Source organism: Bacillus sp. AFS031507, from assembly GCF_002584635.1.
Taxonomy (GTDB): domain Bacteria; phylum Bacillota; class Bacilli; order Bacillales; family Cytobacillaceae; genus Neobacillus.
Window position 1 is genome coordinate 180531 of the sequence record NZ_NUOW01000001.1, and the last position, 26882, is coordinate 207412.

General features: G+C 40.0%; 24 protein-coding genes. 15 read left to right on the forward strand and 9 right to left on the reverse strand.

Annotated features, from left to right (window positions below):
• Positions 1-16: 16 nt before the first annotated feature.
• The 3 genes from COE25_RS00870 to COE25_RS00880 all read right to left on the reverse strand — a co-directional run bounded on the left by COE25_RS00870 (position 17) and on the right by COE25_RS00880 (position 4094).
• Positions 17-1762 carry a sigma-54-dependent Fis family transcriptional regulator gene (locus COE25_RS00870; protein ID WP_098930156.1) on the reverse strand — a complete coding sequence of 582 codons (1746 nt, stop codon included), beginning with the start codon at positions 1760-1762 and terminating at the stop codon, positions 17-19.
• Between the two features lie 129 nt (positions 1763-1891).
• Entirely contained in the window at positions 1892-2659 is a 768-nt protein-coding gene (locus tag COE25_RS00875; protein ID WP_098930164.1) for a 3-hydroxyacyl-CoA dehydrogenase, read from the reverse strand.
• Between the two features lie 223 nt (positions 2660-2882).
• A complete protein-coding gene (locus COE25_RS00880; RefSeq protein WP_257208670.1) occupies positions 2883-4094 on the reverse strand; it encodes an MFS transporter in 1212 nt (403 codons plus the stop codon).
• Between the two features lie 250 nt (positions 4095-4344).
• Between COE25_RS00880 and COE25_RS00885 the strand changes: the two genes are divergently transcribed.
• Positions 4345-5301, forward strand: a complete 957-nt coding sequence (locus tag COE25_RS00885) for a D-2-hydroxyacid dehydrogenase (protein WP_098930166.1) — start codon at positions 4345-4347, stop codon at positions 5299-5301.
• A gap of 72 nt (positions 5302-5373) precedes the next feature.
• Here the strand turns inward: COE25_RS00885 and COE25_RS00890 are convergent, their stop codons facing one another.
• The 3 genes from COE25_RS00890 to COE25_RS00900 all read right to left on the reverse strand — a co-directional run bounded on the left by COE25_RS00890 (position 5374) and on the right by COE25_RS00900 (position 11710).
• Entirely contained in the window at positions 5374-6600 is a 1227-nt protein-coding gene (locus tag COE25_RS00890; RefSeq protein WP_098930168.1) for an RtcB family protein, read from the reverse strand.
• 316 nt (positions 6601-6916) lie between these two features.
• Positions 6917-9670: a dynamin family protein gene (locus tag COE25_RS00895; protein ID WP_098930170.1), complete on the reverse strand. Its 2754-nt coding sequence runs from the start codon at positions 9668-9670 to the stop codon at positions 6917-6919.
• A gap of 360 nt (positions 9671-10030) precedes the next feature.
• Positions 10031-11710, reverse strand: coding sequence for an acyl-CoA dehydrogenase family protein (locus COE25_RS00900; protein ID WP_098930172.1), 1680 nt, complete (start codon positions 11708-11710; stop codon positions 10031-10033).
• A gap of 158 nt (positions 11711-11868) precedes the next feature.
• Between COE25_RS00900 and COE25_RS00905 the strand changes: the two genes are divergently transcribed.
• Entirely contained in the window at positions 11869-12375 is a 507-nt protein-coding gene (locus tag COE25_RS00905) for a hypothetical protein (protein ID WP_098930174.1), read from the forward strand.
• A 17-nt stretch (positions 12376-12392) separates the two neighbouring features.
• Positions 12393-12659 carry a zinc ribbon domain-containing protein gene (locus COE25_RS00910; protein ID WP_098930177.1) on the forward strand — a complete coding sequence of 89 codons (267 nt, stop codon included), beginning with the start codon at positions 12393-12395 and terminating at the stop codon, positions 12657-12659.
• A 30-nt stretch (positions 12660-12689) separates the two neighbouring features.
• Here COE25_RS00910 and COE25_RS00915 read toward each other — a convergent pair whose 3' ends face one another.
• From COE25_RS00915 to COE25_RS00925, 3 genes are all read right to left on the reverse strand, one after another.
• The gene (locus COE25_RS00915) at positions 12690-13412 is read right to left on the reverse strand and encodes an amino acid ABC transporter ATP-binding protein (RefSeq protein WP_088085722.1); all 723 of its coding nucleotides are present in this window, start codon (positions 13410-13412) and stop codon (positions 12690-12692) included.
• The gene (locus COE25_RS00920) at positions 13409-14065 is read right to left on the reverse strand and encodes an amino acid ABC transporter permease (protein ID WP_088085721.1); all 657 of its coding nucleotides are present in this window, start codon (positions 14063-14065) and stop codon (positions 13409-13411) included. The genes COE25_RS00915 and COE25_RS00920 overlap by 4 nt, the downstream gene beginning before the upstream one ends.
• 99 nt (positions 14066-14164) lie before the next feature.
• On the reverse strand, positions 14165-14986 hold the full coding sequence (locus COE25_RS00925; RefSeq protein WP_098930180.1) for a basic amino acid ABC transporter substrate-binding protein: 822 nt from the start codon (positions 14984-14986) through the stop codon (positions 14165-14167).
• Positions 14987-15285: 299 nt separating this feature from the next.
• Here COE25_RS00925 and COE25_RS00930 point away from each other — a divergent pair, with 299 nt between their 5' ends.
• From COE25_RS00930 to ilvN, 12 genes are all read left to right on the forward strand, one after another.
• A complete protein-coding gene (locus tag COE25_RS00930; RefSeq protein WP_098930182.1) occupies positions 15286-16278 on the forward strand; it encodes an NADPH:quinone oxidoreductase family protein in 993 nt (330 codons plus the stop codon).
• 155 nt (positions 16279-16433) lie between these two features.
• The gene (locus COE25_RS00935) at positions 16434-16817 is read left to right on the forward strand and encodes a hypothetical protein (protein WP_179195725.1); all 384 of its coding nucleotides are present in this window, start codon (positions 16434-16436) and stop codon (positions 16815-16817) included.
• 185 nt (positions 16818-17002) lie between these two features.
• On the forward strand, positions 17003-17140 hold the full coding sequence (locus tag COE25_RS30420) for a hypothetical protein (RefSeq protein WP_179195724.1): 138 nt from the start codon (positions 17003-17005) through the stop codon (positions 17138-17140).
• 37 nt (positions 17141-17177) lie between these two features.
• Entirely contained in the window at positions 17178-17330 is a 153-nt protein-coding gene (locus COE25_RS32175) for a Fur-regulated basic protein FbpA (protein WP_369446129.1), read from the forward strand.
• Positions 17331-17475: 145 nt separating this feature from the next.
• Positions 17476-17802, forward strand: coding sequence for a MerR family transcriptional regulator (locus COE25_RS00945; RefSeq protein WP_098930184.1), 327 nt, complete (start codon positions 17476-17478; stop codon positions 17800-17802).
• Positions 17803-18016: 214 nt separating this feature from the next.
• Entirely contained in the window at positions 18017-19276 is a 1260-nt protein-coding gene (locus COE25_RS00950; RefSeq protein ID WP_088085716.1) for an ammonium transporter, read from the forward strand.
• A gap of 74 nt (positions 19277-19350) precedes the next feature.
• Positions 19351-20307, forward strand: coding sequence for a DUF294 nucleotidyltransferase-like domain-containing protein (locus COE25_RS00955; protein WP_098930186.1), 957 nt, complete (start codon positions 19351-19353; stop codon positions 20305-20307).
• Position 20308: 1 nt separating this feature from the next.
• Positions 20309-21040: an exonuclease domain-containing protein gene (locus tag COE25_RS00960; RefSeq protein WP_088085714.1), complete on the forward strand. Its 732-nt coding sequence runs from the start codon at positions 20309-20311 to the stop codon at positions 21038-21040.
• A 408-nt stretch (positions 21041-21448) separates the two neighbouring features.
• Positions 21449-22357, forward strand: a complete 909-nt coding sequence (gene ilvE, locus COE25_RS00965) for a branched-chain-amino-acid transaminase (RefSeq protein ID WP_088085713.1) — start codon at positions 21449-21451, stop codon at positions 22355-22357.
• A 13-nt stretch (positions 22358-22370) separates the two neighbouring features.
• Positions 22371-24041 (forward strand): dihydroxy-acid dehydratase, encoded by a 1671-nt coding sequence (gene ilvD / locus COE25_RS00970; protein WP_098930188.1) that lies wholly within the window; start codon positions 22371-22373, stop codon positions 24039-24041.
• 575 nt (positions 24042-24616) lie between these two features.
• Positions 24617-26344, forward strand: coding sequence for a biosynthetic-type acetolactate synthase large subunit (ilvB, locus tag COE25_RS00975; RefSeq protein WP_098930190.1), 1728 nt, complete (start codon positions 24617-24619; stop codon positions 26342-26344).
• Positions 26341-26862: an acetolactate synthase small subunit gene (ilvN, locus tag COE25_RS00980; protein WP_088085709.1), complete on the forward strand. Its 522-nt coding sequence runs from the start codon at positions 26341-26343 to the stop codon at positions 26860-26862. Before ilvB ends, ilvN begins: the two co-directional genes overlap by 4 nt.
• The last annotated feature ends 20 nt before the right edge of the window (positions 26863-26882 follow it).

Sequence of the window (26882 nt, forward strand, 5' to 3'; positions counted from 1 at the left end):
TTGGACACTCTTCTCCCTAGGTCGGCAGTTTGTATTTTTTGATTTTTTCATATAAACCGGATCGGCTGATTCCTAGTAATCTAGCCGCTTTTACTTTATTCCCTTGCACTTGAACTAATGCCTTTTTAATCGCTTCGAGTTCTGCGTTTTCGACAAGTGATACATTTAAAGAAGGCTCTACAACGGAAACCTGCTTCACTAAATAATCGGGAAGATCCTCCAATCTAATTTTCCCATTTTCCGCAAATGTCATGGCCCGTTCCATGACATTTCGCAGTTCACGGACATTTCCAGGCCAGGCGTAATCTAACATCGCTCCTCTTGCCCTATCTTCGATACCAGTAATGCTAGTGCCTAAAATTTGATTCAATTCAATCATGAACCGCCCAATCAAATGATTTGTATCATAAAGTCGATTGCGGAGTGGCGGGACATTTAATGAAATAACATTGAGACGATAATATAAATCCTCTCTAAAAAGACCCTCTTGGACCATTTCTTCAAGATTTCGATTGGTGGCAGCAATGATTCTGACATCAACCTGTATTCTTACCGTACCGCCAACCCGGTAGAACTCTCTTTCCTGAAGCACGCGCAGCAGCTTGGCTTGCAATGAGAGTGACATGTCCCCTACCTCATCAAGGAAGAGCGTTCCGCCATTAGCTAAATCAAACTTTCCAAGTTTGCCTTTTTGCCTGGCCCCCGTAAAGGCCCCTTCGTCATAGCCAAAAAACTCTGATTCTAGCAAATCCTCTGGTATCGCTGCACAATTCACCACAATAAACTTCCCTGTATTTCTTGCACTGCTATTATGAATAGCTTGAGCAAACAATTCTTTACCCGTACCACTTTCACCACGGATAAGAATAGTTGACCTTCCTTTTGCTGCTTTGGCCGCACTTTTTTTCAACTTATCCATATATGGATCAACTGTTAATAGGTGATCCCAGGTAAACCTGGCTGACTCTGACTTCTGAAATTGCTGATGATAAAAACTCGCTTTATTTTCCGCTTTTTGTAACTTTTTGAATAACTCGCTGACCTCATTTAATTGTCTGAACACGACCTTGCCAATGGCTCCAATGATTCTTCCATTCTCTTGAATAGGAATTCGGTGGACGATATATTTAATACCATTGATTTCTAGAAATTCGCTAACCTCAGCCGTTTCTGATTGATAAACATTGTCTAATTGTAGTTCCGGTAATACTTTCGCAACGGGATGGTATAGAACTGCTTCCAGTTGAAGATTAAATAATTCGAGTAGAGGAGGACTGACCATCTGGATGTTTTTCTTTTCATCCGTCATGACAATCCCGTCATAGGCATGGTCTAAAGCTGTTTCTAATGTCCTTTTTAAGGTTTTTACTGTTTTTAACTCTTGTGAGGTTTGCAGCAGTGACATGACCATATCCGTTTTCGTAAGGATTCCAACGACATGTTCCTGGTCATCAATGACCACACCGGTGCCAACCTGACTGTTTTTGACAATCAATTCAATTTTTTCATATGGGGTGTTAATGGGCAGTGTTTCAACCTGAGCTTTTATGTATTTTTTGATAGGAGTGGTTAGGGGGTTCTCATCCAAAACCATTTGAAACAAACTGCTTCGGGTAAAAACGCCAACTAGTTTTCTACCAATATCCGATACAGGAAGCAGGTTCCACTTCTTTTTGTTCATCAGATCGATGGCTTCAACTAGTGTCGTATTTTCGGTAACTATACAATTGACTGGCGTAATAAGCTCTTTAATTTGGAGCATTTCGTTACCCCCTTTTATTCATATCTTTATTGTAACAAAAAAGAGGGATATTTTTGAATATTTTTACAATACTTCTGATCATTCCATACAAACAAAAAGAGAAGGCTTGTGCCTTCCCCAACTTCACCTTTATTTCGGCTGCATTCTTATTGCTCCATCAAGCCTAATTGTTTCACCATTTAACATTGGATTTTCGATGATACTTTGAACGAGTTGTGCGTATTCACTTGGGAATCCCAGCCTTGAAGGGAACGGGACCATATTTCCTAGCGAATCTTTCGCCTCTTGTGGAAGGGTATCAAACATCGGTGTATGGAAAAGTCCAGGAGCAATGGTCATCACACGAATTCCGTAGCGAGCAAGCTCTCTTGCAATCGGCAGGGTCATTCCGACAATTCCACCTTTTGAGGCACTATAGGCAGCCTGGCCAATTTGTCCATCATAGGCCGCAACAGAAGCAGTATTAATAATCACACCTCTTTCACCCTGTTCATTCACTTTATTACTAGTCATCTTCTCAGCAGCAATCCGAATTACATTGAAAGTACCGATTAAATTCACCTGAATGACTTTTGAAAAAAGTGAAAAATTATGCACGACATTCCTGCCGAGCACTTTCTCTGCAATCCCAATCCCTGCACAGTTCACTACACTATTCACTCCACCCATAAACGCAGCAGCTTTACTAACTGCTTCCTGAATGTCTTCATCTATAGTGACATCTGCTTTTAAAAATAAAACGGCTTCACCAAGTTCGTTTTGGAGACGTAAACCATTTTCTTCCGATTGGTCAAAAATAACCGCTTTTCCTCCGTTTTGAACAATGGTACGGATGGTTGCCTCTCCAAGCCCTGAGGCACCGCCGGTAACAATCGCACGACAAGTTTGAATTTGCATTGTTTATACCTCCTATTAGGATTTCCTATGATTCTCTTTTTGCAAGTATTATGCCAAAGAGAAAAACTCTAGAATGATGGTCATTTACTGTTGACCTTTAATGAATGTGTTTTAGGTATGGACATCTATGCCCGAAAAGTGATCAATTACTGAACAGTTTTATAAAGTTGTAGATGAAATGGCTCCCAGGCTGGATTAAGACATAAAAAGGTCAGGACCTCATTTAATATGATGTCCTGACCTTTTCCTTTGCTACCACGTCTTCTTGTAATGACGCTCGTCTTCTTCTTTCCATTATTACAACTAAAACAATAGCTGCTATGAGAAAAAGACTAGCGATTCGAAAGATGGATGCCGTCCCAACAAACTGGGCGAGCAACCCAAAAATAAGACCGCTTAGCCCAATCCCCAAATCAATCGACGAAAAGATCATCCCGTTGGCCACACCTCGTCGATGTGCAGGTGTCATGAGTAAGGCCCAAGATTGCAGCGTTGGTATCAAGCAACCGAATCCGATACCGAATAATGCACCTGAAATGGCAATAAATAAGCTGGAATGTGCAAAAGAGAGTACCCATATGCCAACAAATGTAGCGAATGTACAGAACAATACAAGTCCTATTGGGCCCTTTTCATCAAACCATCTCCCTGCAAATGGTCTGCCCAATGTGGCCATCACCGCATTAAAAATATAAAATAAAAAGATCTGCTCAATGCCACGATCTTCACCAAAAATGACAATAAATGTGACCACCGATCCGTAACCTAAATTGATGATAATCGTGATAAATGCTGGAAACCAACTTGAATTTTCAACCAGTGAACCTAGATAGGAAAATTTCAATTCTTCTTTTCTAGTATTTATCACTGCTTTAGGAGTTTGATACTTTACAGCAGTAAGTAAAATGATCGAGATAACCCCTAATATCGCTGAAAAATAAATTAGATTCGTGAAAGAAGTAATATTGTAAACAAATATTCCTACACTAGGGGCAATAATGTATGCAATTGTCATCGAAAGTCCGAAATAGCCCATCCCTTCACCGAGCCGTGAATTTGGAATCACATCAACCGCCGCTGTGCCATTTACAGTTGTTGACCAGCCCCAGGCAAGACCATGGACAAAACGGAATAATAGAAAAATCACCACAACCTGTGAAACTGGATAAAGAATCGTGACCAGTAAAAGCATAATTGCTCCTATTAAAACTAGTGCCTTTCTAGGCCTATACTCAAGCATAAAGCCGATAAACGGCCGGCTAATGACAGCGCCAATCGAAAACAATGCCGTCACTAGGCCAATCTCCAGCCCCGAAGCCCCAATGGATTTTATATATGGCGGTAGTGTGGGAATAAGCATTTGAAATGACATAAACACAAACAGATTTCCCACCATGAGCATAATAAACGACTTCGTCCACAAACGCTCTTTCAAACAATCCGCTCCCTTCACTCCAATAAAAAAGAATCTTCACACTGAAGATCCGCTTACTTATATTTACTTCGTATTTCTAAATAATAGCACAGAAGATGGAAAAAGAATATTTTGATACCAGATAGTTTTATAAAATTTGCTGGTTTCTTCGGATTAGTGTCCGACTAGTAAACAAAAACCTTATCAATTTTTTTGATTTCCGTTATCATTAAATATAGTAAACATTGTTAAATTGGAGGAATCCCCACTTATGAAAAAAATGGTTATCACCCGTAATATTGATCAAGATTACATAACACAAATCAATGCGATGATTCCTGATTGGGAATTGATTGTAGGCAAGGATAAAAATATTTGGCAAGAGCATCTAAAGGACGCTGAAATCATCGCTGGCTGGCATAATGGGATAGAAGAATACTGCCTCGCTCCACATTCCAAGTTGAAGTGGCTCCAATCATGGAGTGCCGGTGTTGATTACCTGCCGCTTGAAGAGATGAATTCTAGAAACATTTACTTGACTAGTGCTAATGGCGTCCATGCCTATCCAATTTCTGAGACAATTTTTGCATTAATGCTTGGCTTAACACGGAAAATCCATACCTATGTTAAAAACCAACAGAAGAAAACTTGGCATCATGCCCATATGGGACTAGAAATACATGAAAAAACCATTGGCATTATCGGCGTCGGTACCATTGGGAAAGAAACAGCGAAAATCGCTAAAGCATTTGGCATGCACGTCCTTGGTGTCAGGCACTCTGGAAAGCCAGAGGACTATGTGGATGAAATGTATACTCCAGACCAATTAGATCAGCTGCTCCCAAAATGTGATTATGTTGTGGTTACATTACCGCTCACCAAGGATACGAATCAAATGTTTGGCGCAGAACAATTTAAGCAAATGAAGACATCCGCATTCTTTATGAATATCGGCCGAGGGGAGATTGTCGTGGAAGCTGACCTTATCCAGGCATTAAAGGAAGGAACAATCGCGGGAGCAGGACTCGATGTGTTTGAAACAGAACCGTTGAGTCCGGAAAGTCCGTTATGGGAGATGGAAAATGTAATCGTCACCCCACACACATCTGGGTCAACCGATCACTATAATCAGCGGGTCATTGAAAACATATTGATCCCTAACTTAAAAGAATATCTTTCTAGTAATATCCCATCGATTAATCTTGTTAATTTTTCAAAAGGATATTAATACAGGAGTACAGAAATTATTGAAAAAAGAAAATAGAGAGACTATTATTACAGTCTCTCTCTCTCAAATCTATCATTTTTTAAATCTTCCAGGCGTGAACTTTTCACTGGCTTTAAAGTTATAAACCGGTTTAATGAAACCTGCAATCTCAACAGTTTCTTCTACCTTTTCTAAAATTTCATTCATTGACTTATAGGCCATTGGCGCTTCATCTAAGGTTTCTTCCGAAACAGACGTCGTCCACACGCCCTCCATTGTTTTATGAAAATCGTCCATATTGAGAGTTTTCATTGCTTTCGTCCGGCTCAATACGCGACCCGCACCATGCGGAGCAGAATAATTCCATTCATCGTTCCCTTTACCGACTGCTAGAATCGACCCGTCTCTCATATTAATCGGAATAATAAGACGTTCGCCTTTTTGCGCGGACACGGCCCCTTTTCGTAAAATCAGGTTCTCCGTGTCGATATAATTGTGTACCGTATCGAAGCGGTCCTGCTCCTCTAGTCCTATATTTTCCGTGATCGCTCTTGCAATTTCTTCGCGGTTAGCTTTTGCAAATGCTTGAGCCAACTTCATATCATGCATATAGTTATGAAAATCCTCGCCTTCCAAATACGCTAAATCATTCGGAATAACGGGATTCTTTTCTTTATAGCTTTTAATCATTGCTTCGATTTCTTTTTGACGTCCTTCTGCCTTTAATTGGTCAATGATATCAGTTAAATCCTGCTGACGAAGATTTGAGATTGCTACCTTTTGATAGTAGGTGGCAATCTTCGCCCCAACATAGCGGCTGCCAGTGTGTATGGTTAAATAGTGATAGCCATCGGTATCCACAGAGACCTCAATAAAATGGTTCCCTCCACCTAATGTACCTAAGCTATAAAGGCTTCTATTTTCACTCAATATGTGTTCTGCTTTAAATTCTTGACTGGTGGGAAAACTCGTAGTAATAAACCCGACTGTCTCCTCTGTATGAAGCTCCTGCCCACTCGGGACATACGTACGGATCACTTGATCAAGTTTATTAAAATCAATTTTTTGATCCTGAAGTTTGACGGTTAACACGCCGCAGCCGACATCTACACCCACTAGATTGGGGACGACCTTATCCTTTAGCTGAATGGTTGTTCCAATCACACAACCTTTACCGGCGTGATAGTCTGGCATAATACTAATCTTTGTATCCTTTAAAAAAGCTTGATTGCATAGCTCTTGGATTTGCTCTAGGGCTGTTTCCTGAGGATAGTTCGAAAAAACACAAGCCTCTGTTTGTGCACCCGTTACTTTAATCACTCGTTTTCCCTCCTTCAAAACAGATTACCCATAGGCTACCATTTTTTTGACATTTGGGCAACGCAAATTCAGAACAAAAGGCGCAAGCGCCCGTTTATCTGCGTATGGACTGGAGCGCTCCAACTGAGATAAANNAAACACGGAGAGCGTTAGCGATTCGATGTTGACTTATCGTAGGGCGGAGAGCGAAGGCCACTAGCAGCTGGGCGCTGGAGCTGGATTCAGAGAACTATTTCAAGTTATCCACAATAAATTATTTTATATTTCCTATCCAATAAAAAAGGAAGATGCCTCGGACACCTTCCTTTTTCAAATATTAATAGACGGTTTGCATACCTTTTCCTGCCACCGTCATCCACTCAAACTGACGCAATCTAACTTCAAACAATGTTAACGGATCGCGGAACATTTCTGGATTGGTATTCATATTCGTAAGCATTTCTTGGTTTGACTGAATTCCTAATCTTGCTTCCTCCACTGAACGATTTAACAGATTCAATGGACTCTTGAAAAATAGGGTAACATCTCGCTCCAGTGATTTTTCAAACAGCTCAAATTGCTGAAAAAACTGTTGCTTGACGGCAGAAATCGCTTCGATATACTCCTCATTTTCTACAAATGATTTGTATTTGTTAAAAAGCAGTGCTTTATTTTGTGTCATGGCACCAAACAGCTTACCAGCGCTTTTTAATAAAAATTGAGACGGGGTTCTGCGCAGCAGAATATTGACAGTTTCCAGCTGAAAGCGACTTGTCATCCGATCAGTATCACGGTGCCAATCATCGAGCACTTTAAAATCGCAATCAAGGCTGAGGCGTTCTTCCCCATACATGTGATTAAAGCCTTCACCTATTTCATTCAAGAACTCCTGACCTTGCACGAACTCCTCTTTGCTTCCCTCGATCCATTCCTGGAGCAAGCGGTAATATTTTGGCATGACCGTCTGATCTAGGTACACTTCCAGTCTCTTGTTCATCTCATCATTAAGTTCTAAGTGAATCTTGCTAAAATTACTGTCTTCTTTAATGAAAGAGGAACACTCTTGAAGCATCTTTGGAACAGACTCTGATATATCCTTTTCAATAGAATCTTTGATGGCACGGTAGGACTGCACCACTGCTTTTGTTTTTTGAGTCTCCGTATCCTTCAGTTGATTTACGGCCCCCGTTAACTTCTGCAGCATTTCTTCATTCCAACGTACGGATTCTACTAATTGATTTTCAACATCGATCCGTTTTTGCATAAGGCTGGCAATCGTGGTCCGAATATAGAACAACAGCTTTGCCAACCGCTTATCTTCAATGTTTCTCATGTTTTTAATGGATTGGATAAACTCTTTTAAGTCCTTAAGCTGCTGACTGCTTTCATATTGCGATGAAAAAGCAAACACGAAAGCATCCGGTAAATAGGATTGAATCCTCGCCCTAGTTTCATCGAAAACTCTTATCGCTTCCTGCTCATTTACAAGCGTATCGGTCTTACTCAATAGAAAATGAACTGGAATATCAGGAGCTAACTCTTGAATCTTTGCAAGCACTGATCTTTCTTTATCCGTAAACGGTGCATTTGCATCGAGCACAAAGAGGACGGTATCTGCCAATTGCAGATTCTTCAATACTTCATAGGAATCATTATAGTTTCCTTTTAGGCCAGGGGTATCAATTAAAGCGACCTTATTTTCATGTAAAAAGGCGTTCGGACGCCTAAATTCAATCATAGATTCTAACGCATTACGGCGTCGGTCCATTCGTTCTTGAAAATCAGAAAAACCAGATAAACGAGTCATCTCTCGATCAGTAATTTCTATGATTTCTTCTTCCTTGGAATCCTTAAACATGACCACCGAAGAGGTTGGGCTGTCCTGTAAATCTTCTCCTAGAACCAAATTAACAAAGGTTGATTTACCACTTCCGCTCAACCCGGTAATTAGAAGATGCTGTGTGTCAAAATCGACTAATTGCTCGACAATCCATTTTACTCGATTATTCTCGCCCATCTCATTTGATTGTGCCCAATTCGTAATAGCATCAAATAGTGTCAGGCACTCCTCTAATTCGTCCATATCAGTTTCCGTAATGCTAATCAGTTTTTCAGCCTCACTAACGATAGACATACTTATGCTTGCTGGAAAAAGCTCATTCCATGAGAGTACGGCAGCTGCTGCAAGCACGGTATCTTTACGATCGGCAAGTCGTAACCAATTTGTCAGGAAGTCTGGAATAAAATCCTGCAGACTTTTAATGAAATACCTTCCATCAATTAAGTTGAAAAATGCTTCCTTATGGAGGCTTGAAAGTACAGATAAGTTACTATCCCGACTGATATCAAGGTTTAATAACAAATGGTTCATTTCTCTGATCCAAGTAAAATACGATTCCACATTCTTATAGCTGTTCCAAAGGGCGGAAATAAGCTTCTCGAATTTTTGTTTATTCAGGCTAAACACTTCAAGTAAAGCTTGTGAAAAATAACTCGGCGCATGACTTCTAGCCACACCATTTTCCACATAGGTAATGATCATATCGTACCAGTCTAATGATTCCGTCCGTTTTGCCTCGTTTACTGCTAATTCAATCGCATGATTCCAATCCTGCTGCTCTTCAAAAAAAGAACGGGCGATTTCCGTTACGTTTGGATAATCCGGGTTTGCAGCAATTGTTTTTTTAATCACCGACAAGGCCAAGTCGAGCTTTCCTCGCTCTATATACAACGAAAATAACTGTAAGGCCACTTCCGTATTTAGGGTGAGATTATTGGTTTGAATTGCACAATAAAGGTCTTCAGCAGTCGATAATAAACCTAACTCATAATATGCATCCGCAGTATTTTTCTTTGCCCAGGGTTCAAGTTCATTGATTATATTCTCCCATTTAAAAATGGCAGCCTCATAATCTTTATGATGGAAGTACACTTCCCCCTGTGCGAAGCGAATAGATGATAAATCAGGCAGGTCCTTTAGCGCTTCCTCCTGAAACAGTTCACCAAGCATCTGGATCGGATGAATATTTTCATGTTCATTAATGAACATTTCATAATACGTTTTCTGTTTTAATTGCGTCTCTAATGTCATATCTTTCCCTCCAATTACACCACTCTCTGTCATTCATATGGAAAAGAGGCCTAATTATTCTATATACTATTCGACGGATTTTCTGATTATAAGTCCTAATTATACGATTCTACCAGAGCAATTTTTTAAAAGGATGTCATTTGTATTTCATTTTGGAGACAAAGAAACATAATTAATGACACTTACTACATATTTTACAGAACTTATTACATATTTTACGAAACTTACTACATATTTTCAGACTCTTATTACATGTTTTACGAAACTCACGACATTTTCTGGATATTAATGGATATATATTGATCAAATCAAACTATAAAAATAAGCCCACCATGAAATGGCAAGCTTCATAGAGTTCACTTATCTGACTGATAAAGGTTTTTCACTCTTCGAATTCAAAACAATTTCCGAAAAGTATTCGACTGTCCTCATTTCTTCATTGAACAAGTAAGAAGACTTCCATGTTTCCTCTAAAAACACCTCCATTACCATGATGGCACGGCGGTCACCGCTTGCTGCCTGTTCAAGCGCGACAATACTCTCAAAAATTTTTACCATAAGTTCAGCAGCCTTTTTCGAGTGAAAGGTTTTATGGTCTGCAGATGCCGTACGTAATGATTTCGATAGGTTCTGCAATTGAATTAATTTATTTTCAACCAAATAAGTCCATTCGGATGGCAAATGGGCAACTCCCCGTAATAGTTGACTCATCTCTTCTAAAAACAGCTCTTCTGCCTTATACTTCTCGATTAAACGCAGAACCTCTAATCCGAGAATATTGGCCGTTCCTTCCCAAACAGTCAGTACCTGGGCATCCCGTAACAGTCTAGGGGTGACGAAGTCTTCGATATAACCATTTCCACCGTGCATTTCTATCGCTTCATGTGCATAATGAATCGCTTGTTCTGCCGTTTCTTTTTTCAAGAGGGCGATGTAGAGACGATTGAGAATGGCCTCTTTTTGACTTGCTTGATTATTCATGACCCGCTCAAATAAAGGAATATAAGTAAAAACGGTGCGGGTTTCAATTTCGAGCTTAACCGCAAGCCGTGTCAGCGTGTCCTTGACCATGGGATAGTTTGCGAGCTTACTTCCGAACGCATCCCTTTTTAAAGCATATTCCTTTGCTTCATAATAGGATCTTCTCATAATTCCTAATGAGGCAACAGCATTGCAGACTCTTGATAGATTTAGAGCTTCCATCATATAGTAAAAACCTTTCGCTGGATCGCCCACAACAAATGCATCTGCGCCATCAAATTCCACCTCAGCAGAAGGGACTGCCCTGACACCGAGTTTATCTTTTAAACGGCGAATACGAATACCATTAAGTGTTCCGTCCTGGTTTCGCCATGGCACTGCAAATAGAGTCAGTCCCTTCGTTCCTGATGGTGCACCTTCTTTCCGCGCTAAAACCATAGCGACCCCGCACATACCGGCATTGGAGGCAAAGTACTTTTCTCCATAGAGTTTGAAATGATCCCCTTCTTCAACAGCCTTCGTCTCATTCGCACCGACATCGGAGCCTCCTTGACGCTCTGTTAAAAATGTCGCACCCTCATAATGTGTAACTTCACCTGTTGAGAGGACATGCGGCAAAAATCGCTCCTTAATATCTTTAGAAGCATATTGGTTTAGTAAATAAGCTGTAGCCATCGACAATGTGACTGGACAGTAAAATCCAGGCTCTGTTTGTGAGAGCAAATACCCTTGTGCATAAGAATAAATGTAATTTCCTTTTTCCCCGAGCGCTGGAATTTCTTTATGAACATAACCAACTATTCCGGTATTGTAAGTTTCTTCAACGGTTCTTCTGTAGCCTTCGTTCACCCATACTTCAGAAATATCTTCACCATAGGCATCATATTTGTTTAAGCGCGGCTGTCCTTCCCGGTCCGTAAACCTTGCCCGATCATCGACAGCAGTTGCACATTTCTCACCAAAGACAGTTAACTCCTTGTCTGCATATTCAAAAAAGGGTTGATCGAGTAACTCTTTAAGCAAGGATTGAAACTGAAAATCTTCTTTGTAAAAATTCATTAAATAACCTCCTGGTTTATTTTTCAGAATAATCAATAAATAAAGTATATCACTTTCTAATTCAGTTAAAAATAAGTTTAAGTTAAATTTGGACATTCTTTCTTTTTCATCCACTTTCAAAGTATAATTGGTTCAAATACATAAAGGGGAAATCTAAGTTGGAAAAGGAACAAGCCATATTTTTAGCTAACTGTATCGAATCCTCTAATTCATCGATCTATGAGATTAAAAAACTTGAAATTACGGGTGGCAGCCTCCAAAAATTTCATCAATGGACAAATGGGAAACCAACGTTAGCAGCATATGAAGTAACCAGGCCAGATAGCGATACGGGCTATTACTTTTTATTCATTGATTGGCATCGTAATGACAACTATTATTTAGTCATTTATGCACATGATCGGTCCACAACTTGCGCAGAGATACGACAAATCCAAGAATTTGATGGGGTCCCTCATATTGTTTGGGGATACAAACCATTTAAACGGGATGGAAAAAATGACCAAAGAAAAGCCTATTTTAAACAAATGTTTGGTTCAACAACCGTTCAAATCAAACTGCCTTCTACATTACTTGAGGTTGAAGTATTTTTGGGACAATTATTTAAACTGTGTCAAAACCGGCTAAAAGCAGACCGGATTGTTGATGTTTTTGATTTTCAATAAAGAATGGAGTGATAGAAATGACCACCTATAAAAGCTGTCAAAGCTGTGGAATGCCGTTAGCAAAAGATGAGCTTGGGGGCGGGACAGAAAAGGATGGATCGAAAAGCACCAAGTACTGCAGCCACTGCTATATGAACGGAGAATTCACTTTACCTCATATTACAGTTGACGAAATGAAAGAAAGAGTAAAAGAAAAGATAGTTGAATTCGGGATGCCGAAGTTTATTGCGAGGATGTTTACAAGAAACATTCCGAAGCTGGAAAGATGGCATTCGAGGAAATAACAAAAAGGAGGCTTTGAGCCTCCCTTTTAGTTATAAAACCTTACTTAAAAACGCCTTTGTCCGTTCTTCCTTCGGATGATCAAATAATTCGTTCGGAACATTTTCTTCGACAATCAATCCGCCATCCATAAATATAACCCGATCGCCCACTTCTTTAGCAAAGCCCATTTCATGTGTCACAACCACCATCGTCATTCCTTCTTTAGCTAGCTCCTTCATAACCTCAAGTACCTCGCCAACCATTTCAGGGTCGAGTGCAGACGTTGGTTCATCAAAAAGCATGATTTTCGGCTCCATTGCTAGCGCCCTTGCAATCGCAACCCGCTGCTTTTGCCCGCCTGATAAAGAATCGGGATAGGCATCTGCCTTATCCTCTAATCCAACTTTCCGTAAAAGTTCCAAACCCTTAGCTCTCGCTTTTTCCTTTGGAATATTTCTTACTTTCATTGGTGCAAGCATTATATTTTCAATCACTTTTTTATGCGGAAAAAGATTGAATTGCTGAAAAACCATTCCCACTTCTGTACGTACTTTATTGATATCTGTTTTTTTGTCCGTCAAATCGATTCCTTCAATTAAGACATGACCACCGGTAATCGTTTCTAGCATATTTATGCAGCGAAGAAATGTTGATTTTCCGGAACCCGAAGGTCCAATTACAACGACTACTTCTTGATTCTTGACTGTAACATTGATGTCCTTGAGGACTTCGTTTTTGCCAAAGGATTTTTTTAAATTCTTCACCTGAATCATTCGGTTGCCAACCTCCTTTCAAGAAGATTTAACAGAAAGCTTAAGGAAAGTGTTAACACAAGATAAATAACTGCGGCCGCAAGATACGGTTCCCAGACTCGGAAATATTGTCCTTGCATGGCTCGTCCCCAATACATAAGCTCAGGGGCTGCAATTAAAGCCGCAAGCGATGACTCTTTTATTAAGACGATAAATTCATTTCCAAGCGGTGGAATCATTCGTTTAAAGGCTTGCGGAAGGATGATTTCCCGCATAGCCTGTACATGATTCATCCCTAGTGAACGAGCTGCCTCCATCTGCCCCCGATCAATTGATTGAATACCCGCGCGGAAGATTTCAGCGATATATGCCGCAGCGTTTAATGATAGAGTAAGAATTGCAGCTAAAATAGGACTTGTTTTCCCAAGAAAAAGAGGTACGACGGCAAAATGGATTAATAATATTTGAACGAGTAATGGTGTACCTCGAAAAAAGGTAATGTAAATGGTAAAAGGCCAGGCGAGGAGCTTATTTTTCATTATTTTCCCTAATCCGATGAATAAGCCAAGAATGGTACCAATCAAAATACTTGCGATTGAAAGTCCAATGGTTAGTAATGTCCCTTTAAGAAAAAAAGGAGCATATTCAACTAAAATATCCCAACGAAAATCCATACTTTAAATCCCCCTATTAAACAACAAGCTAATTATCGAATCTAACAACAAAAATTGCGTAACTGCTAAGTTAAGAGTTACGCAATTTAATAAGCAATATTACTGCTGATCCTTTAAGATCTGGGTATCCGGTTCTACTTTAAACCACTTCTTGTATACATCTGCATACGTTCCGTTATCAATAACCGCTTTTACAGCTTTATCAAAGTCTGCTTTAATCTTGCTTCCCTTTGGAAACATTAGTCCGTAAAATTCCTTAGCAAAAGCAGCTGAATCTTCAATGACAACAAAATTATCTTTCGGGTTGTTTTTTGCATATTGCTCGATAACTGTGTTATCAGCAACTACAGCATCTGCTCCGCCGCTTTTTAGTTCTAAGATTGCTAGGTTATTATTTTCAAACTTTTTGATTTTATCGCTATTTTTGCCTAAAAGACCTTCAACTGCTTCTTGTCCAGTTGTTGCATTTTGAACAGCTACCGTTTTATTATTCTTTAAATCTGCTGCACTCTTAATATCACTATCTTTTGGAACTAAGATTTTATTGGTTGATAAAAAGTAAGGTACTGAAAAATCATAGGTTTGTTTTCTTTCATCGTTGATGGTGATGGCAGAAAGTCCAATGTCAGCGATTTTCTTATCTAATTCAACGAAAATCGGATCCCAGCCAACATGCTCCACCTTAATTTTATAACCAGCTTCTTTTGCTACTGCATTGATAAAATCGATATCAAAACCGACGACTTCCCCTTTATCCTGGTATTCAAAAGGTGCATAGGCGGCATCTGTTACCACACGCAATGTCTTCTTTTCCCCGTCTCCCCCAGTTGTTGTGCTTGTACTCTTACTCGTTCCACAAGCTGAAAGAACTAAGAGTAGTGCTACCATTAATACAGTTGAAAATAGTTTAAATTTCTTCATTTGTTCAGACCTCCAATGTTTTTTTATAAAAGTAATTATTGCGAGAATTGATAATATTTTGAATATACATGATTATAACTTGTTTTGACTTTATATTCAATATTTTAAATATTTTACTATATTAATACTGTAATAACCTGAAGTGTTTAGCATCGTAGAATAATGACTTATAACTTTTCTCTGCACTACTCTTTAACATTCTGTTTTTACTTATGATATTACCTGTCACCTTCCTGTCATTGATTAGTTGGGAATGTTTATTTATATTTAACTAATTGAGATGCATAGGGGGTTAAAAAATGAACGAACCATTTAAGGCATTAGTTATCGACAAGACGGAAAATGACTTTACTGTAAACGTAAAAAAAGTAACCATTCAAGACCTTCAAGCAGGTGACGTCCTAATCAAGGTCAGCTATTCAAGTGTGAACTACAAGGATGGATTGGCAAGTACCCCTGATGGGAAAATTGTAAGATCCTACCCTTTTATTCCAGGAATCGACTTAGCCGGTGTGGTGGTCAGTTCTAATGATTCACGCTTTAAAGCAGGCGATGAAGTGATTGCTACTAGTTATGAGATTGGAGTCGCTCATTATGGCGGCTATGGTGAATATGCTCAGATTCCTGCCGAATGGGTTGTACCATTGCCCGAAGGCTTGTCCTTAAAAGAAGCAATGGTATATGGCACGGCGGGGTTCACGGCCGCATTATCTATCCAACGCTTAGAGGAAAACGGCTTAACACCTGAAAAGGGAAGTGTCCTAGTTACAGGTGCTACAGGCGGGGTTGGCAGTATCGCTGTAGCCATTCTTGCTAAACGAGGCTATCATGTCGTTGCCAGTACAGGTAAACAATCAGAACATGACTTCCTCATTGAAATTGGAGCGAGTGAGATTCTTTCGCGAGAGGACGTAACAGGCGAAAAAATCAGAGCGTTAGATAAACAACTTTGGGCGGCCGCTGTGGATCCTGTCGGCGGCAAAACGCTTGCCTCTATCCTTAGTAAAATTACTTACAACGGTTCTGTAGCAGTCAGCGGTCTTACTGGCGGCGGCGATGTACCTGCTACGGTATTCCCTTTCATACTAAGAGGAGTCAATTTGCTTGGAATTGATTCAGTTTATTGTCCAATGGAAACCAGAATCGCCTTGTGGAAGCGAATGGCTACTGACTTTAAACCAGATAATTTATTAAATGTGATGAATAAAGAAGTATCACTCGAAGAATTACCCAATGATTTATCCTCGATCCTCAAAGGTGAGGCACGCGGAAGAACAATTGTAAAGCTGTAAATTCTTTTCCCCTGAGATGACTTTGGTCATCTCATTTTTAGTTTCATAGGTTGAAATATCCACGAAGTCAGAGAATGTCTATGGGCATTAGCCGTTACAGCTCCCATACACCCACATAATCTATAGGGTATTTACCACATAAGGAGAGATGCCCAATGAATCCGTATGGTTATTATCAAATGCCACAAATGCCGGTTGATTATAATGCCTATGTACAACCAGAACAAGTGAATTACTATGGTCAACCAGAACAATTTATTTCCTATGATATACAAGAGCAAATGAATCCCTATGTTCAGGAAGAACCATTTAATCCCTATCTTCAACCTGAACAATATGACCCAGCAAGGCAGCCACAGCAGGTTGAGCGCAGACTGAATCAACTGGAGAGAGCGAATGAACGTCAAGAAAGGGAGATCAATCAACTACAACGTCAAGTAGCCCAAATCGACCGAAGACTCCAACGCGTGAATCAACGCCTCCGTGCAGTTGAAAGAAGATTTAATTTCCCATTCACACCATTTGATGGAGAATACTAAGAGAAACTTTAAGGACCGGGCATGCCCGGTTCTTTTTATTCCCCAAGCATACATAGTCAGATTCTTTTACCCAATCTTGGATGGAGATTTAAAATTCCTGTCAGCTTATCTAACAAAACCACTGACAAGGAGTGAAAATTCAGTTAACTTTTCATTATAAACAAGGAAAGAAAGGAGGATTTCAAATGTATCGAAGAAATGATATTAAGCTAGCTGAAAGAATCCTTCAATTAGATAAGTTAAGAGATGAGTTATATGAAGAACTTATGAAAGCAATGGGATCTCAAGCAAATGAGCTTTTAAGAAGACTACAAAATTATTAAATTCAGTTTGAAGGGGTGATGAAAGTTGGCCACTCATTTGCGTAAAGGACTCGAACGCCTTAGGCAGTTTTATATTAAGAAGTTGTTAGACTCAGGCATGTCTAATTCTTCTGACCACGAGCTTTACTCTCTTACCTTCAATGAACTGGAAAGCCTATACAAAAAAATATTTCCCCCAACAAAATCATGACGAATGCACTCCATAGAAATTTCTTCTGAAAAACAAGTAAAATGGTTTGAATACCCAGTCCAATGTAAGAAAATCTAACATATTATAATATTAAATTAACAAATTGATTAATTATGCAAACAATAGGGTGTGGTGAGACGCAAAAATGGGAAAAGACATATCATATAAAGATAAAAAAGTGATTACAATCGGGATTGTTCGGGACCTCACCGGTCTCTCTGAACGACAAATACGGTATTATGAAGAACGAAAGCTTATTTTTCCTGAAAGGTCTGCTGGTGGAAGCCGCAAATTTTCATTTTCAGATGTTGAACTATTGATGGATATTGCCAATAAAATTGAAGATGGAATTCAAACACATGATATTAGGAAAGAAATGCTTCGTGAACAAAAGAAACACAACCAAGAAGATGTACGCAGAAAGATGATTCAAGGGCAATTAAACGCCCAATTTGGTATAAGGAAAAAGTAAAGAGCTAACCTTCAATCCCATTCCTTCTATAGAGAATGGGATTTTTTATCGCACTTTTCTCTCTCCGTTCTGCCAACAACCGGGAGTTATGCCCCTTTATTAAAAACCATGTTAGATTATCTTCCAAATTTATAGAAACTAATTCGGAATCATGTAAGAATACTAACATACCGAATGTTAAGAAAATTAACATCATTTAAAAGGGGGAGAAAAAATGGATACTTTATTCTTAATGAACAGTCTTTGGGTAATGCTAGGAGCGATACTTGTCATTTTAATGATCGGCGGGTTCATCCTGTTAGAAACAGGTTCCACCCGAATGAAAAATGCAGGACATATTGCTGGTAAAACCATTCTCACATTTAGTATTAGCTCGATTGTATTTTGGGCAGTTGGATTTGGATTAATTTTCGGAAAAGGAAATGCACTTATAGGCTTTTCTGACTTCTTATACTCAGGCTATGATATCGATAGTTTATCACTTTCTGGTTCTGTTTTCTTTTTGTTCCAATTAGCTTTTGCAGGTATTTCCTTAACGATTGCATTTGGCGGGTTTGCTGAACGAGCAAAATTAGGCGTCTATCTCGTATTCGCGGTATTATTTTCTGTTATTGTTTATCCTCCAATTGCTCACTGGATTTGGGGCGGCGGCTGGTTAGCAGAGATTGGTCAACAAGATTTCGCTGGTTCAACCGTTGTTCACTTAACTGGTGCTATGGCGGCATTGGCGGCTACGATTCTATTAAAACCACGTATCGGAAAATTTAATAAAGATGGTTCCGCCAATAATCTAGCTGGTCATAACCAAGTATTTACAGCACTAAGTGTTTTACTCTTATGGGTTGGATGGTTCGGATTTAACGCGGGCAGTACATTATCCGTGGACAAAGGTTTCTTTGGCTTCGTCGCATTAAATACAAACCTTGGTGCTGCTGCTGGTACTGTTGCCGCAATGATTATCTCCTGGATCGTATTGGGTAAGGCCGATGTTCCAATGATGTTAAATGGTGCATTAGCAGGCCTCGTAGCGATTACTGCTTCTTGTGCATTTGTTGATACTTGGGCCGCTGTCCTGATTGGTTTTATCTCTGGTATTCTTGTATTTTATAGTATTCGCTTCTTTGAGAAAAAAGGAATTGATGATCCAATCGCAGCACTATCTGTACATGGTACTGCTGGTGTCTGGGGAACGTTATCGACTGGTTTCTTTGCCACAAAAGAATTAGCCACTGTCGGAAAACCTGGATTATTTTATGGCGGCGGCTTCCATCAGCTCGGGGTTCAAGCATTAGGCGTTATCGCCTCTGGTGCCTTCGCCTTGGTCGCATCCTTTATCTTGCTCGCCATTATTAAAAAAGCAATGAATGGCTTGCGTGTCACAGAAGAAGAAGAGATTATGGGCTTAGATATGAGCGAGCACGGTAGCTATGGATATCCCGAATTGCTTAAAGCGGAACAAACAAAGGCTTTTTAATTGTAATAATGAAGTGTGCAACTCCTATTTAGGGCTTGCACACTTTCTAGATTTTTTAAGTGGAGGTGATAAACATGAATGATAATACCTACTCAGCCATTGCAGAATATAGAAGATTTCACATGAAGCCCGTTGTACATGATCACTTTAAATTAAACGAACTTCATGACAACATGATTAAACAAGTATTGGAGATATCACTGAAAGAAGTTCTAGCTCGATATGGTCCGCCGCCGTCTACCTTTTCTTTCTTTGTGATGGGGAGTGCCGGACGTTTTGAACAATCTGTATGGAGTGACCAGGACCATGGAATTGTTTATCTCGATCCAACTACAGAAGCAAAAGCTTATTTTTTGTCATTAGGAAAGGAAATTTCAAAAGGTCTTTATCAAGCAGGCTATCCTTATTGCGATGGCGGTGTCATGTCAGGCAATCCGTTTTGGTGTAAGTCCCATTCCGAATGGGAGAAACAAATAAAGAACTGGGCCCTAGAGGCATCTTGGGAATCGTTACGGTATCTACTCATTTTTATTGATGGACGTTCTTTTTATGGAAAGCATCAACTCTTGGAACAACTAAAAACCTTTGTTTATCAAACAGTTCAAACGGAACAACTTCTGTCAAGAATGTCAAACAATACTCTACATTTCAAAAAGGGCATTGGCGTATTAGGTCAGCTTTTAGTGGAGACCCATGGGGTACATACTGGATCTCTAAATATAAAGGAGACTGCCCTCTTTCCATATGTGAATGCAGCTCGTCTATTGGCAGTTAAAGAAAATCTACAAGAGACCTCTACCCTATTAAGGCTAGACAAACTTCAGATACATGACAAGGATTTATATACAAATATGTTTTTAAAACTGTTAAACTATCGTCTTCTTTTTGCCAGTCACACAGACTATGATTCTGGTCACTATTTACCAGTCGACAACCTAACAAAAGAGCAAAAGAATGAAATGAAAGACATCATTAAAAATGGGGTAACTCTTCATCAAACAGTAAGAAAATTAATAGAAAAGGAGGGGTAACATGAGAATGAATGATTTAGCACAATACTTTAGGCTAATATCCGGCAAGCTTAGTTCTAATATTTATGCTGGGATTCAGGGACAAAGTAATCCTCAACAGCTCTCGTTCATCCGGCAGCTCCAGAAAGAAATGAAAGTAAAAAACAACTTAGATACCCCGCTTAACGAATTAGAAGTCGTTGTCTTTGATTTGGAAACCACTGGGTTTTATCCAGAAAAGGGAGATCGTGTCCTATCGATTGGAGCTGTAAAAATGATCGGTCCGCATATCGAGGATAATCATACTTTTTATTCCCTTGTTAAATCAGACCTTCCTCTTACCTCAGAAATTTCTACTTTAACAAATATTCATGAAGATCAATTGCGGGATGCACCAGATGCCAGGGATGTCTTAGTTCAATTTTTCAAGTATACACAAAGTCATATCCTTGTCGCACATCACTCTAAACATGAAAAGTCCTTTATGCAAAAAATGACATGGGATCTGTTAAAGACTCGATTTGAACATCGAATCATCGATACCTCCTTCTTAATTCGACTATCAGATTCATCTATGAAATCATTACCACTAGAAGAAGTCTGCCATAAATGTGGGATTGTTATAAAAGATCGCCACCATGCACTTGGCGATGCAATCATGACAGCGCAAATTTGGTCCAGCTATTTAAAAATAGCTCAAAAAAACGGATATAGTAATTTACGAGAAGTATATGAACATCTTGCAAAGCTTTGAGCATATGAACACTATTTTAAACTAGTGTTTTTTTGTCTAGAATTAAAAATTTCAAGTTTGAAATATAATCCACTTTGCAACACCACCCTCTTACTTACCTCTGAATATTCCCTCGTTTCAATCCATTTCGAGGACAAAATAACCTAAAAATAAAAAAATTTCAAAAAAATTTTTTTCGCTGTTTTCCTTATCACAACAATAATGTAAACGCTATCAACTTTTTTGATTTATTTGAATTGTCAGATTTTTATATTGACCATGTTTTCGATTGGTTGTATGATTATCGAAAATAATCATCTATTCAATAACTGTCATAGCTCCTCACCATTTGGAGATGGGTATGGCAATTCTTTTTAAAAATTTGTTTAGTCATTTAAAGCGTTCTATCACAAAAGAGGAGTGGTTAGGTTGGGGAGTCAATGGATTTTCCTTGGCGGCGAGTTCGTCAAGAAAGAAGATGCTGTAGTTTCAGTTTTCGATCATGGTTTTTTATATGGTGATGGTGTGTTTGAAGGCATACGCGTTTATAGCGGAAACGTCTTTAGACTCGATGCTCACCTGAAAAGACTGTATGAATCAGCACAATCCATTATGCTGAATATTCCATACACACAGGAGGAAATGACTCAATTAATCGTCGAGACAATTAGAAAAAATCAGCTAGAAAGCGCCTATATTCGTGTCGTTGTTTCCCGTGGAAAAGGGAATCTCGGCCTAGACCCTTCTTCCTGCTCGAAGCCAAGCGTCATTATTATTGCTGAAGAACTTAGCATGTATCCTAAAGAGTATTACGAACGTGGAATTAAAATTGCATCTGTTGCGAGTCGAAGGAATCGCCCAGATGTCCTAAGCCCACAGATTAAATCACTTAACTATTTAAATAATATTCTAGTAAAATTAGAGGCTAATCAAGCTGGCGTTGAGGAAGCATTAATGCTTAATGATCAGGGTTATGTTACTGAAGGCTCAGCTGACAATATCTTTATTGTAAAAAATGGTGCCATCTATACCCCGCCTGTTTATTTAGGGGCATTAGAAGGAATTACCCGTAACGCTATCCTAGATATTGCAAGAGCCAAGGGCTTTGAAGTCCGTGAATCACCATTTACTAGACATGATGTCTATGTGGCTGATGAGGTGTTCTTAACCGGCACAGCTGTAGAAGTAATTGCAGTTATTGATGTGGATGGCCGTAAAATTAGTGATGGAACACCTGGTGAAGTTACTAAAGTTCTTTTAGAAGAATTCAGGAAAATTGTAACAACAGACGGAGTGGCTTGTTACCCAACAGGTTCAAACCATGCAATCGTCAGTTAGGAGCTAAATTAATATGCGTAGCGATATGATTAAAAAGGGAATTGATCGGGCACCCCACCGGAGCCTTTTATATGCAACAGGGGTTAAAACGAGTGATCTCGAAAAGCCGTTTATCGGCGTCTGTAACTCGTTTATTGAAATTATCCCAGGACACAAACACCTTAATCATTTCGGTGAGATTGTAAAAGAAGCCATCCGTGAGGCTGGCGGTATTCCATTCGAATTCAATACGATTGGTGTGGATGATGGCATTGCGATGGGACATATTGGAATGCGATATTCCCTTCCAAGTCGTGAACTTATCGCTGATAGTGCCGAAACAGTAATTAATGCTCATTGGTTCGATGGTGTTTTTTACATTCCAAACTGTGACAAGATTACACCTGGAATGTTAATGGCAGCAGCGAGAACAAACGTCCCTTCTGTATTTGTATCAGGTGGACCGATGGAAGCAGGTGTTTCGCCTTCAACTGGAAAGAACCTTTCCCTTACTTCTGTATTTGAAGGTGTTGGGGCTTACCATAACGGTACAATCAGCCAAAAGGAACTGCTTGACATCGAAAACAATGCCTGCCCTACTTGCGGGTCATGTTCAGGGATGTTTACAGCCAACTCAATGAACTGTCTAATGGAAGTATTAGGAATGACGGTTCCTGGCAACGGAACAATTGTTGCAACGTCAGATGAGAGGCATGAATTAATTCGTCAAGCAGCAAGGCATCTAATCGAATTAGTAAAAAAAGATATTAAACCACGTGACATTATTACTAGAGAGGCAATCGATAATGCCTTTGCCCTAGATATGGCCATGGGTGGTTCAACCAATACAGTGCTTCATACATTAGCCATTGCCCATGAAGCCGGGATTGAATACGATTTACGTGAGATAAACAAAATTGCTGAGAGAGTTCCTTATCTAGCTAAAATTATGCCAGCATCCGATTATTCAATGGAAGACATTCATCATGCAGGCGGTGTTAGTGCCATTATTAATGAACTTTATAAATTGGAAGGCGCCTTGCATGATAACTGTTTAACCATTACCGGAAAAACACTTTCTGAAAATGTGAAGGAAGCAACAATCACGAATGAAACCGTCATCCGGACAAAAGACAATCCATATAGCCCTGTTGGTGGACTATCCATCCTATATGGAAACATTGCTCCAGATGGTGGTGTAATCAAGGTGGGTGCAGTTGATCCATCGATAAAAACCTTCTTGGGTGAAGCAATCGTTTTTGAATCTCAGGATGATGCACAAGAAAATATTAATAATGGGACAGTTCAAGCCGGACACGTAGTCGTTATCCGCTATGAAGGTCCAAAAGGCGGTCCAGGAATGCCTGAGATGCTTGCTCCTACTTCCGCAATTATGGGTCGTGGATTAGGCAAAGAAGTTGCCCTAATTACAGATGGACGCTTCTCAGGAGCCAGCCGTGGTATCTCCATCGGTCATATCTCTCCTGAAGCAGCCGAAGGCGGACCAATCGCCCTTGTTGAAAATGGAGACAAAATCTTAATCGATCTTGAAGCACGCTCGATTGAACTTCTTGTAGATGATGAAGTGTTAGAAGAAAGACGTAAGGCATGGGTAAAACCAGAGCCAAAAATCAAAACAGGTTACCTTGCAAAATATGCAAAACTCGTTACATCTGCCAATACTGGCGGGATTATGAAATTTTAGAAATACCAATGGGAATTCGTAGTACCCCTCCCCTTCCTAAGGAAGTTAAGGTACTAAAAGCGTTAAATGAAGATCTTTTGACAAAAAAATAGCGAATAAATCGATGACGGGAATAAAGGAATAAGATTTAGTATTTTCAGAGAGCTGGGGTTGCTGGAAGCCCAGTAATACAACTTATTCCGACATCATCCCTGAGTGTTGAGCTGAACGGTCCTGACTTTAGTAGGCTCAATCGGGTGCATATACTTTTGAGCACCTGTTACAAAAAGAAGCGTTCTATGTTTTAGTGGATCGCTTCATAAGGCAGTATTCGTAAGGATACTGTAAAACCGGGTGGTACCGAGAAAATGAAAGGCCTTTTCTCCCCGATTATTCTGCTTATGTTTTCGTTTTTGCAGTTAATTCGTGGAGAATGGGCCTTTTTAACTATGCATAAAGATTTATTGTCAGATTCCGACGTTTTACCAACAAAATTATCTGTTTATTTACAAATTTCTATATTATAATACAAAAAAAACAAATCACTATTTTCCGACATCTACATTTAATTTTTACCCTTAAGGAGGGATTATGACGTGAAAGTAGAAGCAAAAAAGCTTGAGGTCCAAACTACAACAGAGCCGAGAACCGGTGCAGACCTTCTCATCGACTTACTGAAAAAAGAAGGTGTGGAAACGCTGTTTGGATATCCCGGGGGTGCCGTCCTTCCAATCTATGATGCCATTTACCGCGCCCAGGGTACAATCAAGCATATTCTCTTCCGACATGAACAAGGAATGATCCATGCAGCTGAAGGGTATGCCCGAGTTACAGGGAAACCTGGAGTCGTTCTTGCCACATCAGGACCTGGGGCGACCAACCTTGTGACAGGAATAACTGATGCGATGATGGATTCCCTGCCGCTTGTTATATTCACAGGTCAGGTTGCACGAAGTGTCATTGGAACTGACGCCTTCCAAGAGGCTGATGTTATGGCGATTACAACACCAATTACCAAACATAACTTTCAGGTTCAATCGATCGAGGACTTACCACGCATCGTCAAGGAAGCTTTTCATATTGCTTCTACCGGACGGCCTGGGCCAGTCTTAGTCGACGTCCCTAAAGATATTTCCGCCGGAGTATTAACGAATGAACCTGAAGAAGCGAGCATTAATTTACCTGGATACCAGCCAACAACAAAGCCAAATCCATTACAAATTAAAAAGCTTGCCGATTCGATTTCAAAGGCTATCAAGCCTGTAATTCTTTCAGGCGCGGGTGTTCTCCATGGGAAAGCATCTGCTGAACTAACGGCTTTGGCGGAAAAACACCAGATCCCGGTGGTCACAACTTTACTTGGACTTGGTACTTTTCCGGCAGATCATCCCCTCTCGTTAGGAATGGGTGGAATGCACGGAACATATGCAGCTAACACGGCCATTTACGAATGTGATCTGCTTATCAATTTTGGAGCCCGCTTCGATGACAGACTAACAGGTAATCTTAAACACTTCGCACCTTTTGCGAAGGTTGCCCATATTGACATCGATCCAGCCGAAATTGGTAAAAATGTTCCAACAAATCTCCCAATCGTTTCTGATACGAAAGAGGCACTTACTGAACTGCTTGATCAAGCGATTGAATCACCAAATTCTGCTGCATGGCTGGAAAAACTGAGCCAAAACAAGCAGGAATATCCGCTTTGGTATAAGCATGATCCAAACGGAATGTGTCCGCAATGGGTCATTGAAGCAGTCCATAAAGTAACGAACGGTGACGCCATCGTCGCAACCGATGTAGGGCAGCACCAAATGTGGGCAGCACAGTATTACACCTTTAAAGAGCCGCACCGCTGGATTACCTCTGGCGGACTTGGGACAATGGGCTTTGGCTTCCCTGCTGCGATTGGCGCACAAATTGCCGCACCGGATAGTACCGTTGTTGCAATTGTTGGAGATGGCGGTTTTCAAATGACACTTCAGGAATTATCGATTATTTATGAAAGAAACCTTCCTGTAAAAATCATTATTGTCAACAACGGCGCACTTGGAATGGTTCGCCAATGGCAGGAATTATTACACGGAAACCGTATTTCAGAATCGATCCTTCATACACAGCCTGATTTTGTCAAACTTGCAGACAGCTATTCGATTAAGGGTTATCGGGTTGATAATCAAGAAGAACTGATCACTGTTTTACCGGAAGTATTTGCTCATAATGGTCCGGTATTAGTTGATTGCCGTGTACTTCAACAAGAGAAAGTATTCCCAATGATTGCCCCTGGCAAAGGAATCCATGAAATGATTGGGGTGAAACCATGAAACGAATCATTACCGCAACCGTTCAGGATCGAGCCGGTGTACTCAACCGCGTTACTGGACTTTTGCAAAGACGGCAATTCAATATTGAAAGTATTTCCGTTGGTCCAACAGAAACGGAAGGTATTTCAAGAATGACCCTGGTTGTCGAGATTGAAGATGAACAGCGTCTCGAACAAGTGACAAAGCAACTCAATAAACAGATTGATGTTTTAAAAGTTTCTGATATTACTGATAAAGCAGTCGTTGTCCGCGAATTGGCCTTGATTAAAGTAGCCAGCAGCAGCCAGCTCCGCAGTGAGATTAACGGAATTATTGATCCGTTTCGTGCGATTGTTATTGACGTAAGTAAGGATAGCTTAGCCATTCAAATCACCGGCAAACCTGAAAAAATCGATGCATTACTAGAATTGCTTCGCCCTTATGGAATTAAAGAGATTGCCAGAACAGGGTTGACCGCCCTTTTACGCGGGCATCAACCGCAAGTAAACGAACTAACTCACCACACCCTACTAAAATAATAATTTACCTTGAAAGGATG

Coding starts and splice junctions, on each gene's coding strand:
- COE25_RS00870 (WP_098930156.1), bottom strand. CDS start 1,762: ATGCTCCAAATTAAAGAGCTTATTACGCCAGTCAATTGTATAGTTACC.
- COE25_RS00875 (WP_098930164.1), bottom strand. CDS start 2,659: ATGCAAATTCAAACTTGTCGTGCGATTGTTACCGGCGGTGCCTCAGGG.
- COE25_RS00885 (WP_098930166.1), top strand. CDS start 4,345: ATGAAAAAAATGGTTATCACCCGTAATATTGATCAAGATTACATAACA.
- COE25_RS00895 (WP_098930170.1), bottom strand. CDS start 9,670: ATGACATTAGAGACGCAATTAAAACAGAAAACGTATTATGAAATGTTC.
- COE25_RS00900 (WP_098930172.1), bottom strand. CDS start 11,710: ATGAATTTTTACAAAGAAGATTTTCAGTTTCAATCCTTGCTTAAAGAG.
- COE25_RS00910 (WP_098930177.1), top strand. CDS start 12,393: ATGACCACCTATAAAAGCTGTCAAAGCTGTGGAATGCCGTTAGCAAAA.
- COE25_RS00915 (WP_088085722.1), bottom strand. CDS start 13,412: ATGATTCAGGTGAAGAATTTAAAAAAATCCTTTGGCAAAAACGAAGTC.
- COE25_RS00920 (WP_088085721.1), bottom strand. CDS start 14,065: ATGGATTTTCGTTGGGATATTTTAGTTGAATATGCTCCTTTTTTTCTT.
- COE25_RS00925 (WP_098930180.1), bottom strand. CDS start 14,986: ATGAAGAAATTTAAACTATTTTCAACTGTATTAATGGTAGCACTACTC.
- COE25_RS00930 (WP_098930182.1), top strand. CDS start 15,286: ATGAACGAACCATTTAAGGCATTAGTTATCGACAAGACGGAAAATGAC.
- COE25_RS00935 (WP_179195725.1), top strand. CDS start 16,434: ATGAATCCGTATGGTTATTATCAAATGCCACAAATGCCGGTTGATTAT.
- COE25_RS30420 (WP_179195724.1), top strand. CDS start 17,003: ATGTATCGAAGAAATGATATTAAGCTAGCTGAAAGAATCCTTCAATTA.
- COE25_RS00945 (WP_098930184.1), top strand. CDS start 17,476: ATGGGAAAAGACATATCATATAAAGATAAAAAAGTGATTACAATCGGG.
- COE25_RS00950 (WP_088085716.1), top strand. CDS start 18,017: ATGGATACTTTATTCTTAATGAACAGTCTTTGGGTAATGCTAGGAGCG.
- COE25_RS00955 (WP_098930186.1), top strand. CDS start 19,351: ATGAATGATAATACCTACTCAGCCATTGCAGAATATAGAAGATTTCAC.
- COE25_RS00960 (WP_088085714.1), top strand. CDS start 20,309: ATGAGAATGAATGATTTAGCACAATACTTTAGGCTAATATCCGGCAAG.
- ilvD (WP_098930188.1), top strand. CDS start 22,371: ATGCGTAGCGATATGATTAAAAAGGGAATTGATCGGGCACCCCACCGG.
- ilvN (WP_088085709.1), top strand. CDS start 26,341: ATGAAACGAATCATTACCGCAACCGTTCAGGATCGAGCCGGTGTACTC.